This window comes from Belnapia sp. AC561 (genome assembly GCF_979252845.1).
Map to the genome: position 1 here is coordinate 33,245 of NZ_CEEDBP010000045.1, position 10,368 is coordinate 43,612.

The window sequence follows — 10,368 nt, forward strand, 5'->3', positions numbered from 1 at the left end:
CTCTGAGGACGTCCCCATGATCAGCCGCCGCGGCCTCCTGGCCGCCATACCCCTGCTGCCCGCCGCCGCTTACGCCGAGGGCCGCCCGATCCGGGTCATCGTCGGCTATGTCGCCGGCGGCGGCGTCGATATCACCATGCGCATCCTGGCCCCGAAGCTCTCCGCCCTGCTCAGCCAGCCCGTCGTCGTCGACAACCGCCCGGGCGGCGCCGGCAACCTGGCGAATGAGCTGCTGGCCCAGGCCGCGCCCGACGGCACCACGCTGATGGTCGGCACCATCGGCCAGATGACGGTCAATCCGCTGCTGACCAAGCTCTCGCTGGACCCGGTCACCGCCTTCACCCCCATTTCCCTGCTGGTCGATGTCACCAACCTGCTGGTGGTGCCGGCGGACCGCCCCTGGCGGACGGTGGCGGACCTGATCGCCGCGGCGAAGAAGGAACCGGGGGTGCTGACCTACGGCTCCTCCTCGGTCGGCTCGGCCGGGCATCTGGCGGCGGCGGTGCTGGACCAGGCGGCGGGGATCGAGACCATCCACGTCCCCTATCGCGGCGGCGGGCAGCTCATCACCGACCTCATCTCCGGCAAGATCGACTTCGGCTTCGCAACCGCCGCCACCACCGTGCCGCATGTCCAGACCGGTCGCCTCCGCGCCCTGGCGGTGCCGACCGCGCATCGCTCCGGCCTGGTGCCGGATGTGCCGACCATTGCCGAAACCGGCGTGCCCGGCTTCAACGTGGTGAATTGGTACGGCCTGCTGGCGCCGAAGGACACGCCCACCGCCACGGTCGGCGCCCTGAACGCCGCCCTCGCCAGCGCCCTGCGGGACCCGGAGGTGCTGGCCAAGCTGGCGACCCAGGGGCTGGAACCCCTCCCCAGCAGCCCGGAGGAATTCCAGCGCTTCATGCAGGCCGAGGCCACTCGTTGGGCGCAGGTGGTGAAGGCCGCCGGCATCAGCGGCGGCTGACGACCCGGGCCGCCCTGCCGCTCAGCGCGGGCTGCCCACCAGGCTGAACTGCTGCCGCACCGCCCCTGCCACCAGGCGCAGCTGCCGCAGCAGCAGCGCTGGCCCGCCATACTGCACATGCCGCAGCGCCACCCCCAGCCAGCCCCGCCGGATCGCCAGGGCGAAGCTGTTGAAATCCAGCAGGCGCTGCCGCTGCCGCAGCAGGGCGATCAGTGCGCCGTCACCCACCGTGCGGGCTATGTCCAGCATCCGGCGATTGGCGCGGCTGACATGCAGCGGCGCGACCCCGCCATTCGAGACGGATCCGCCCCGCAGCCGATAGACATACAAGGGTTCCGGCAGCAGCAGGAAGCGCGCGCCGCGCGCGACGCATTCGAAGTAGAAGAGGAAATCCTCGCTGGTGGTGACATCCTCGGCATAGCGGATGCGATGCTGCTCGAGGAATTCCCGCCGCATGATCGGCTGCAGGAAGCCGAGCTTGGCATGCTGGCCCTGCCGCAGGTCCGGCATGTCGCCGCGCACCAGATCGAGCAGCGAGAGCGGCCCGGCCCAGGCCTTCATCTGCGCCCCGAAGCAGGGGCCCAGGGCGGTGCCGGTGACGAAGTCGCATTTCAGCAGGTCATCGGCCAGCAGGTCGGCACCGGTTTCCTCGGCATGGCGGATCATGCGCGCGAGCCGGTCCGGCGCGAAAAGGTCATCGGCATCGAGCAACGCGACCCAGCGCCCCCGCGCCACGTCCAGGGCGGCGTTGCGGGCGGCCGAAGGCCCCGATTGCCGCGGCTGCCGCAGCGCCACCACCCGCGGATCGGCCTCGGCCCAGGCCAGGACCGTCTCCCAGGTCGCATCGGCCGAGCCGTCGTCGACGACGATCACCTCGACCCCCGGCTGGGTCTGGGCCAGGGCCGAGGCGATGGCATCGCCCACGAAGGCGGCCGCGTTATAGGCCGGGATGATGATGGAGACGCTGGGATCCGCCGCCATCACGCTGCCCCCCCGCCGGTGGCCGGAAAGAGGAAGACCTCGAAGGGCCGGTCGTGGATCGCCAGCATCTCCGCCGAAAGGCGGAAGGCCTGCGGGTCGTCATCGATCAGCGGGGAATACTGCGAGGCATGGGCCGCGATGGCGCGGCGCTTGGCCGGCAGGTGGCGGGCGATATCGAGCCGTGCCCCGGTGGTCGGCCCGCGCGGCAGGCAGCGATGCGCCGGCAGGGTCCAGCCCCAGACCGGATAGGCGATCAGCCGCACGCCGGAAAGCCGCGCGGCCTCCGCGGCGAGGCGATGCGCCGCCACATGGTCCGGATGCGGGTCGTGTTCCCAGGTGACGAGGATGCTGCCCACGTCATGGTCGTGGATGAGCCGGCTGAGCCGCGCCAGGGCATCCAGGAATTCGGGTCCTTCGGTCGGGGCGGCGGTATCGCGCAGCCCGAGAAAGACCACGCGGTCCGCGCCGAGGCCGAGGCATTCGACCGCCGCCCGTGCCTCCTCCTCCCGCAGGGCCTTGAGCCGCGGTGCCGGATAGCTGGGGGAATTGGGATGGGACATGGTGCCATCGGTCAGCACCGCCACCACCGGCGGGCGGCCCCGGGCGCAGGCCTCGGCGATCAGCCCGCCGCAGCCCAGGCTTTCGTCATCGGGATGCGGTGCCAGGACCAGTACGGTCCGGCCACCGGTAATGCCGTCCAGGTCGGCATGGGGCAGATCCACCATGCGTCCGAGTATCGTTCTGGCAGAGGTTCCGAATAGACAGGGGATACGACAAAGCGCCCGCTGCAACATATTCATTATGAAATACTCTGGAAACTGGCGTTCAGGACGTGATTACTGACCTTTTGGCAGGCATGAATTTGGCCCGTCAATCCGGCATCATGCCTGCAAGACAATTAAAGATAACGAAACAACGATGGCGATGCCCGCTCAGGCACTCATCGGAATTTAGATCAATTATCGAATTCATTCGTATTCTCCGAAGTCTGACATATCCTGAATGGCAATACGATGCCGCGGCAGTACGGATGCAAAATAACGTTTAAAAATTCCTGACAGATATGCTTTGCAACATAAGCTGGGTGCGAAGGATCCGATTCCGGCAACCAATCCCGCAATGACGGCGATGTATCGATCGTGAAGACATCGAGCTGCCCGGCAGTGCAACTTCAGGCCCAGGTCATTATCGGGCTTTCCCCTGCCCACCCGGATCATCGGCTTCATGCCGCGACTCCGGTTGCCCGGCCCACGGGACTTGATCGCGCCAGCCCCGGGCCTCCATCAGGAATGGCCCAGCCTGGCCTCCCGCCCTTGGTGCAGCCGGCGGCACGCGGCTTGCTCCGCCTTGGCATCGAGGAGGCCCATCCCATGCCCAGCCGCCGCGCCCTGCTTGCCGCCCCGCTGCTCCTGCCGTCCCTGGCCCAAGCCCAGGACCCATGGCCGAGCCGGCCCATCCGCCTGATCATCCCCTTCGCGCCCGGCGGCTCCTCCGACATCGCCGCGCGCATCGTCGCGCCGCGCCTCACCGCCCTGCTGGGCCAGCCGCTGCTGATCGAGAACCGCGGCGGCGCCGGCGGCAATATCGCGGCGGAGCTGGTCGTCCGCGCCCCGGCCGATGGCTATACGCTGTTCCAGGGCAATATCGGCATCCTGGCGGTCAACCCGACGCTCTACCGCAACCTCGCCTGGAACCCGGTGACGGACCTGGTGCCGATCTCCCACCTGCTCTCGGTCTTTTACGTGCTGGTGGCGCCGATGGACCGGCCCTGGGACAGCGTGCCGAAGCTCCTCGCCGCCGCCCGCGCCCGGCCGGAGGCGCTGAGCGCCGGCAATTCCGGCATCGGCAGCATGGGCCACCTGGCCTCGGTGCTGATGGACCACATGGCCGGGGTGAAGACCATCCCGGTGCCCTACCGGGGCGGCGGCCCGCTGGCCAACGACGTGCTGGCCGGCAAGCTCGACTTCAGCTTCAGCACCGCCCCCACCGTCCTGCCGCTGATCGAGGCCGGCCGCCTCCGCGCCCTGGCCGTCGCCACCGCCACCCGCTCCGCCCTGCTGCCGGAGGTGCCTACGGTGGCGGAGGCCGGCATCCCCGGCTTCGAGGTCCCGAATTGGGATAGCTGGCTCGCCCCGCGCGGCACCCCGCCCGCCGTGGTGACGCGGCTGAACGCGGCGATGCGGGAGGTGCTGAGTGACCCGGAGGTGATCCGCGAGTTCAACAAGCGGGGGATGGAGGCGACCCCGAGCATGCCGGAGGTGTTAGGAGCGGAAATCGCGCAGCGGGTTGCCCAATTCGCGCCGATCGTGAAAGCCACCGGCGCGACACCGGATTGAGGGAAAAATACGATGCCGAAGATCGAGCTGAAGGTGCTGGACGCGCGGTTGCACGACTGGGGCCTGCCGCGCTACCAGACCGGCATGGCCGCGGCGGTGGACCTGCACGCCTGCCTGGACGCCCCGGCCGAGATCCTGCCCGGCACCGCGCCGCTGCTGATCTCCTCCGGCATCGCCCTCCATATCGGCGATGCCGGCATGGCCGCGCTGGTGCTGCCGCGCTCCGGCCTCGGCCACAAGAAGGGCCTGGTGCTGGGCAACCTCGTCGGGCTGATCGACCCGGACTACATGGGGCCGATCATGATCAGCGCCTGGAACCGCAACGCGCCGGGCAGCGCCCCCATCGTCATCCAGCCCGGCGAACGCTTCGCCCAGATGGTCTTCGTCCCCATCGTCCGGCCGGAGTTCCAGGTGGTGGAGGAATTCACCACCCTCTCCGGCCGCGGCACCGGCGGCTTCGGCTCCACCGGCTGACTGCGGTCAGGGGCGGCCGCCGGCCACCACCAGCGTCTGCCCGCTGACGTAATTCGATTCCGGGATGCAGAACAGGTAGACCGATCCCGCCGCCTCGATCGGCTGCCCGCCGCGGCCGAGCGGGATCAGCGTCTCGGCATTCTTCAGCACCTCCGGCCGCACGCCCACCGCAATCTCGCGTCCGGCGATATCGATTGTGGCGCCGCCATGCGCCGGCGCCTCGGTCAGCCGCGTCATGATGAGGCCGAAGGCGACCGCGTTCACGTTCACCTTGTAGCGGCCCCATTCCTTCGCCATGGCCTTGGTCAGCCCCATGATGCCGGCCTTGGCGGTCGAGTAATTCGCCTGCCCCGCATTGCCGTAGACGCCGGAGGTGGAGCTGATGTTCACCACCTTGCGGAAGACCTCGCGCCCCTCGCTGGCCTCCTGCCGCGCCGCCTCGCGGATGAAGCGCGAGGCCGCGCGCATGATGCGGAAAGGCGCGGTCAGATGGACGTTGAGGATGGCGTGCCACTGCTCGTCCGTCATCTTCTGGATGACGTTGTCCCAGGTATAGCCGGCATTGTTCACGATGATGTCGAGCCCGCCGAAGGTATCGATTCCCGTCTGCACGAAGCGCTCGGCGAAGCCATCGGCGGTGACGTCGCCGTTGCAGGCGACCGCCTCGCCGCCCATGGCGCGGATCTCCGCCGCGGTCTCGTCGCCCGGCGCGGCATCGAGGTCGTTGATGACCAGCCGCGCGCCCTCGCTGGCGAGCTTCAAGGCGATCTGCCGCCCGATGCCGCGGCCGGAGCCGGTGACGAGGGCGGTCTTGCCGGCGAGCTTCTGGGACATGGATGTTTCCTCCTTCAGTGGGATTGCCATTCGAGCACGCCGTCACCGGCGGTGCGCAACGGCCCGGTGGTGCCGATCGGCGTGCGGTCCGGCCGCTTCAGCAGCGCGATGGTCGCGGCATCCGAGGCCGGCACCCGCGCCAGCGTCCGCCGGCCATCCGCGGTGCGCAGGATCACCACGCCATGGTGCGGGCTGCCGTCGCGGTCGTGCAGGACGGTATGCGTCTCGATGGCGGCATCGCCGGCCGCGGCCTCGGCGAATTCCGGCACGGGGCCACGGCGGCCATCCGCCTCGGCCTGCACGCTGTAGTCCTGCGGCAGCCGGTGCTCGCGCGGCGGCCGGCTGGCCAGCACCACCGCATGATGCTTGGTGACGAACTCGCCCTGGCCATAGAGCAGCGCCGCGCGGCCCGGCGCAGCGCGCAAGGCCCGCAGCATCGCCGCCGCGGCATGGGTCATGTAGTTGTTCAGCGGCGCGCCGAAGAAGGTCAGCCCGCCCGTCGTCGTCGGCACCGCACCGGGCGGCAGGCCGAGCCGGCGGGACGCCATCTTCGGCACGCAGGGAAAGCAGCTGTACAGCTCGCAGATGTCGAAGGCGGCGGCTTCCTCGGCGGCGATGGCGGCGCAGGCATCCAGCACCGCATTCTGCGCATGCGCCCCATGGTAGTGGTCGCGGTTCAGGTAGTCGCGCGGCTCCACCGCCGCCGCTCCGGCCCAGAGGTAGATGAGCCGCTCCTCCGCGATCCCCGCCTCCCGCGCCCGCGCCAGGCTGGTCAGCAGGATGGCGGCCCCCTGGTTCACCATGGGATTGGCGACCATCAGTTTGTTGTAAGGGAAGGCGATCGGCCGGTTGCGCTCGCCTGGCGTGGCGATCGCCTCGGCGCTGGTCGCCCGGCCCAGCCAGGCCGCCGGGTTGCGCGCCGCGACCTCGGAGAAGGCGGACCACAACTCGGCTGATTCCGCCTGGCCCTCGGCCGGCGTCTGGCCCCAATGCGCCTCGATGGCATTCTCGTAGAAGGGATAGACCGTCACCGGATCCGCCACGCCCAGCCGCACCGCCAGCGGATGCAGGTAGTCGCGTCCCTTGACCCGGGACCAGGTCGGATCGGGCGTCGTCCAGGGCAGGGTGATGCCCGCCTTCTGCGCCGCCGCCACCGCATGGGTCGCCTCGCCGCCGACCACGGCGCCGACCTGGCTCTCGCCCCGGGCGATCCGGTTCGCCGCCTCATGGATGAAGCGTACCGGGCTCTCGCCGCCCACCGGGCCATAAACCAGCCGGGCCGGCCGCTGGCCAAGGTGCGCGACCAACGCCTCCGGCACGTCATGGTAGGGCCAGGAGACGCTGTTGACGATATCGAGGCTGTCGAGCGCCGCCAGCAGGGTGCTTCCAGCCCTGGTACCCGAATCGGCATCGGCGCGCCGCAGGGCTTCAGCCATCAACGCCGCCGGCTCCCGTGCCAGGATGGGCTCGGCGGGACGGTCCACCACCTCGCCGGCCCCGACGAGGACGGGAATACGGTCCGGGTTCATGCGCTGGGCCGCGCAGGGAACAGGCGGTGGAGCGAGGCCGGCATGGCGTTTCCCCGATGATTCTTGGCCGCCAGGGAAGCGCGGCGGCGCCGGTTTGTCCAATCCCCGGCAGCGCCCCGGGCCGGACCCGCAATGGTCCACCCCCCGCCGGCCGGGCGGTTTGCCGCGCGGCGCGGAGGGCGCAATACTCCCGCCCAAGCAAGGGCAGGAGACATCCAATGGGCAATCGCATCGCCATCATCGGCGCCGGCGCGGTCGGCGGCTATGCCGGCGCGCATATGGTCCAGGCCGGCGAGGACGTGACCTTCGTCGACATGTGGCCGGAGAACGTGGAGGTGATGCGGTCGAAGGGCTTGCGCATCTCCCACCTCAAGGACGTGCCGGAATTCACCGTGCCGGTCCGCGCCATCCACCTGACCGAATTGCAGCATGTCTCGAAGGAACGCCCCTTCGACATCGCCTTCATCTGCACCAAATCCTACGACACTGCCTGGGCGTCCATGATGGTGCAGCAATACCTGGCGCCGGGCGGCTATTGCGTTTCCCTGCAGAACTGCATGAACGAGGAGACCATCGCCGGCATCGTCGGCTGGGGCCGGACGCTCGGCGCCATCGCCAGCTCCATCACCGTGGACCTTTGCGAGCCGGGCCATGTTCGCCGCGCCGCCGGCAAGTCCGGCACCTCCCATACCGTCTTCCGCGTCGGCGAGGTGCATGGCCGCATCACCGACCGGGCAAAGGAAATCGGCCGGCTGACCGCGCTGGCCGACAGCACCCAGGTCACCACCAACCTCTGGGGCGAGCGCTGGTCGAAGCTGGTGACCAATGCCATGGCGAATGGCCTCTCGGCCTGCACCGGGCTGGTGAGCAAGGAGATCCTGCTGGACGACACGCTGCGCCACTTCACCGCCAAGGTGGGGTCGGAGGCGATCCGCGTCGGCCAGGCGCTCGGCTATACGCTGGAGGAGATCCACCACATCGATCCGGAGGTGATCGCCCGCGCCGGCGAGGGCGATGCCGCCGCCCGGCACGACTACGACGAGCACCGCCTGGCCGAGGCCCGCAAGCCCGGCGGCGGCGCGCATCGCCCCTCCATGGGCCAGGACATGATGAAGGGCCGCCGCACCGAGATCGAGTTCATCAACGGCTTCATCGTGGACAAGGCCAAGGCCGTTGGCATGGCAACACCCGCCAATGCCGCCCTGACCGACATTGTGAAGCGCGTCGAGAAGGGCGAAATCCCCGCCGACCCGAAGCACATCATCGACCTCCGCCTTAACTCATAAAAATAGATGAGGGTCCGGGAGAATACCTTCTCCCGGCCTTTTGGGAGGCTACGCATGCTCCGCATCCTGATTGCGCTGCTCGTCTCGATGGCTGGTGCCCAGGCTCAGAATTTCCCCAGCCGCCCCATCACCATCATCGCCGCCGGTGCTGCCGGCGGTCCGACCGATACCATCACCCGCATCGTCGCCGATGCCATGACCCGCACCATGGGCCAGTCGGTCGTGGTGGAAAGCATCGGCGGCTCCACCGTCGGCCCGCAGCGCGGCGCCCAGGCGCGGCCGGACGGCTATACGCTGCTGATCAACAACATCGGCTTCGCCGCCAGCGCCACGCTGTACCGCAAGCTGCCCTACAGCGTGCTGGATAGCTTCGCCCCGCTCGGCATGGTCTCCGATGCCGCGATGACCCTCATCGCCAGGCCCGGCTTCCCCGCCACCGACCTGCGCGGCTACCTCGCCGCGCTGCGGGAGGGCGGGGACCGGCTGAACATGGCCCATGCCGGCCTCGGCTCGGCGGCGCATCTCTGCGGCATGCTGGTGCAGCAGGCCGCCGGGGCCCAGGCCACCACCGTCGCCTTCCGCGGCACCGCGCCGGCGATCGCCGAGCTGATGGCCGGCCGCATCGACCTGCTCTGCGACCAGGCGACCAATACCCTGCCCTTCATCAAGGACAACCGCGTCGCCGCCTATGCCGTCTCCAGCCCCGCCCGGGTGCCGGGGCTCGAGCAATTGCCCACCACGGCCGAGGCCGGCGCCCCCGGCATCGCCATGACCACCTGGCATGCCATGTATGCCCCGGCCGGCACGCCGGAGGCGGTGCAGGAATTCCTCTCCGCCGCGCTGCGGGTCGCGCTGAAGGACGACAAGCTGCGCCAGCGCTTCGCCGAGCTGGCCACCGATACCGCCACCGAGGAACGCGCCACCATCGCCTTCCACCGCCGCTTCCTGGCCGAGGAGGTGGCACGCTGGCGCCCGGTGATCGAGGCCGCCGGCGCCTTCGCCGACTGAGCCTTGCAGCAGGCCGAGGACCACGCCCATATGACCGGCATGGACCTCGATTTCACCGATGCCGAGCTGCACCGCTATTCCCGCCACATCCTCCTCCAGGATGTGGGCGCGGTCGGCCAAGCGAAGCTGCGGGCCGCGCGGGTGCTGGTGGTCGGTGCCGGCGGCCTCGGTGCCCCGCTCTCGCTGTATCTGGCGGCGGCCGGGGTCGGGACCATCGGACTGATCGACCACGATACGCTGGAGCTTTCGAACCTGCAGCGCCAGGTGGTCCATACCACCGCCCGCATCGGCCGCAACAAGGCCGCCAGCGCCGCCGAGACCCTGGCCGGGCTGAACCCGGAAGTGACGGTCGAGGTGCATCCCGTCCGGCTCGATGTCGAGACGGCGCTGGACCTCATCCCCCGCTACGACATCATCTGCGACGGTACCGATAATTTCGGCACCCGCTTCCTGCTCGGCGATGCCTGCCACCTGCTGGGCAAGCCCCTGGTCTCCGCCGCCGTGCTCCGCTTCGAGGGCCAGCTTTCCACCTACAAGGCCCATCTCGGCGCGCCGCATCCCTGCCACCGCTGCCTCCATCCGGAGCCGCCGCCGGAAGGCCTGGTGCCGAGCTGCTCGGAGGCCGGGGTGCTCGGCGCCGTCACCGGCGTCATGGGCACGCTGCAGGCGACGGAGGTGCTGAAGGAGATCCTCGGCATCGGCGAGGGCATGTCCGGCCGGCTCCTGCTCTGGGATGCGCTGGATGCCCGCTTCCGCACGGTGAAGCTGCGGCGGGACCCCGCCTGCGCCCTGTGTGGCGAGGCACCCACCATCCGCGACCTCTCGGCCCATGCCACGCCGGCCCCGCTCGCCTGCACCGCCGCCTGAATGGCCAGGCCGCTCGGCATCCTGCTGATCTCGGGCGGGCATGAACGGGCGCATTACGCCCTGGTCCTGGCCACCGGGGCGGCGGC

At 69.7% G+C, this 10,368-nt stretch carries 11 protein-coding genes; 6 read left to right on the plus strand and 5 right to left on the minus strand.

Features of this window, described 5'->3' with window-relative positions; genetic code table 11:
• Positions 1–16 precede the first annotated feature (16 nt).
• Positions 17–967, plus strand: coding sequence for a Bug family tripartite tricarboxylate transporter substrate binding protein (locus AC0IW9_RS26255; protein WP_471651255.1), 951 nt, complete (start codon positions 17–19; stop codon positions 965–967).
• 21 nt (positions 968–988) lie between these two features.
• Here AC0IW9_RS26255 and AC0IW9_RS26260 read toward each other — a convergent pair whose 3' ends face one another.
• The 3 genes from AC0IW9_RS26260 to AC0IW9_RS26270 all read right to left on the minus strand — a co-directional run bounded on the left by AC0IW9_RS26260 (position 989) and on the right by AC0IW9_RS26270 (position 3,174).
• The gene (locus tag AC0IW9_RS26260) at positions 989–1,948 is read right to left on the minus strand and encodes a glycosyltransferase family 2 protein (RefSeq protein WP_471651256.1); all 960 of its coding nucleotides are present in this window, start codon (positions 1,946–1,948) and stop codon (positions 989–991) included.
• Positions 1,948–2,673 carry a PIG-L deacetylase family protein gene (locus AC0IW9_RS26265; protein WP_471651257.1) on the minus strand — a complete coding sequence of 242 codons (726 nt, stop codon included), beginning with the start codon at positions 2,671–2,673 and terminating at the stop codon, positions 1,948–1,950. Before AC0IW9_RS26265 ends, AC0IW9_RS26260 begins: the two co-directional genes overlap by 1 nt.
• Before the next feature lie 243 nt (positions 2,674–2,916).
• Positions 2,917–3,174, minus strand: a complete 258-nt coding sequence (locus tag AC0IW9_RS26270; protein ID WP_471651258.1) for a hypothetical protein — start codon at positions 3,172–3,174, stop codon at positions 2,917–2,919.
• A gap of 144 nt (positions 3,175–3,318) precedes the next feature.
• Between AC0IW9_RS26270 and AC0IW9_RS26275 the strand changes: the two genes are divergently transcribed.
• Positions 3,319–4,284, plus strand: coding sequence for a Bug family tripartite tricarboxylate transporter substrate binding protein (locus AC0IW9_RS26275; RefSeq protein WP_471651259.1), 966 nt, complete (start codon positions 3,319–3,321; stop codon positions 4,282–4,284).
• A gap of 12 nt (positions 4,285–4,296) precedes the next feature.
• Entirely contained in the window at positions 4,297–4,758 is a 462-nt protein-coding gene (gene dut / locus AC0IW9_RS26280; protein ID WP_471651260.1) for a dUTP diphosphatase, read from the plus strand.
• Positions 4,759–4,764: 6 nt separating this feature from the next.
• On the opposite strand, the gene AC0IW9_RS26285 is transcribed toward dut, so the two are convergent.
• Positions 4,765–5,592, minus strand: coding sequence for an SDR family NAD(P)-dependent oxidoreductase (locus tag AC0IW9_RS26285; protein ID WP_471651261.1), 828 nt, complete (start codon positions 5,590–5,592; stop codon positions 4,765–4,767).
• Positions 5,593–5,606: 14 nt separating this feature from the next.
• Positions 5,607–7,121 carry an acetyl-CoA acetyltransferase gene (locus tag AC0IW9_RS26290; RefSeq protein WP_471651262.1) on the minus strand — a complete coding sequence of 505 codons (1,515 nt, stop codon included), beginning with the start codon at positions 7,119–7,121 and terminating at the stop codon, positions 5,607–5,609.
• A 218-nt stretch (positions 7,122–7,339) separates the two neighbouring features.
• Here AC0IW9_RS26290 and AC0IW9_RS26295 point away from each other — a divergent pair, with 218 nt between their 5' ends.
• The 3 genes from AC0IW9_RS26295 to AC0IW9_RS26305 are packed head-to-tail and all read left to right on the plus strand — an operon-like array spanning position 7,340 to position 10,282.
• On the plus strand, positions 7,340–8,407 hold the full coding sequence (locus AC0IW9_RS26295; RefSeq protein ID WP_471651263.1) for a ketopantoate reductase family protein: 1,068 nt from the start codon (positions 7,340–7,342) through the stop codon (positions 8,405–8,407).
• Between the two features lie 54 nt (positions 8,408–8,461).
• On the plus strand, positions 8,462–9,415 hold the full coding sequence (locus AC0IW9_RS26300) for a tripartite tricarboxylate transporter substrate-binding protein (protein ID WP_471651264.1): 954 nt from the start codon (positions 8,462–8,464) through the stop codon (positions 9,413–9,415).
• Between the two features lie 30 nt (positions 9,416–9,445).
• Complete coding sequence (locus tag AC0IW9_RS26305; protein ID WP_471651265.1) at positions 9,446–10,282, plus strand: HesA/MoeB/ThiF family protein; 837 nt, start codon at positions 9,446–9,448, stop codon at positions 10,280–10,282.
• Positions 10,283–10,368 lie beyond the last annotated feature (86 nt).

Bases quoted from the DNA above. Each gene is read 5' to 3' on its own strand.
- AC0IW9_RS26290 (WP_471651262.1), bottom strand. From the start codon at position 7,121: ATGAACCCGGACCGTATTCCCGTCCTCGTCGGGGCCGGCGAGGTGGTG.
- AC0IW9_RS26285 (WP_471651261.1), bottom strand. From the start codon at position 5,592: ATGTCCCAGAAGCTCGCCGGCAAGACCGCCCTCGTCACCGGCTCCGGC.
- AC0IW9_RS26305 (WP_471651265.1), top strand. From the start codon at position 9,446: ATGACCGGCATGGACCTCGATTTCACCGATGCCGAGCTGCACCGCTAT.
- AC0IW9_RS26270 (WP_471651258.1), bottom strand. From the start codon at position 3,174: ATGAAGCCGATGATCCGGGTGGGCAGGGGAAAGCCCGATAATGACCTG.
- AC0IW9_RS26265 (WP_471651257.1), bottom strand. From the start codon at position 2,673: ATGGTGGATCTGCCCCATGCCGACCTGGACGGCATTACCGGTGGCCGG.
- AC0IW9_RS26260 (WP_471651256.1), bottom strand. From the start codon at position 1,948: ATGGCGGCGGATCCCAGCGTCTCCATCATCATCCCGGCCTATAACGCG.
- AC0IW9_RS26300 (WP_471651264.1), top strand. From the start codon at position 8,462: ATGCTCCGCATCCTGATTGCGCTGCTCGTCTCGATGGCTGGTGCCCAG.
- AC0IW9_RS26295 (WP_471651263.1), top strand. From the start codon at position 7,340: ATGGGCAATCGCATCGCCATCATCGGCGCCGGCGCGGTCGGCGGCTAT.
- AC0IW9_RS26275 (WP_471651259.1), top strand. From the start codon at position 3,319: ATGCCCAGCCGCCGCGCCCTGCTTGCCGCCCCGCTGCTCCTGCCGTCC.
- dut (WP_471651260.1), top strand. From the start codon at position 4,297: ATGCCGAAGATCGAGCTGAAGGTGCTGGACGCGCGGTTGCACGACTGG.
- AC0IW9_RS26255 (WP_471651255.1), top strand. From the start codon at position 17: ATGATCAGCCGCCGCGGCCTCCTGGCCGCCATACCCCTGCTGCCCGCC.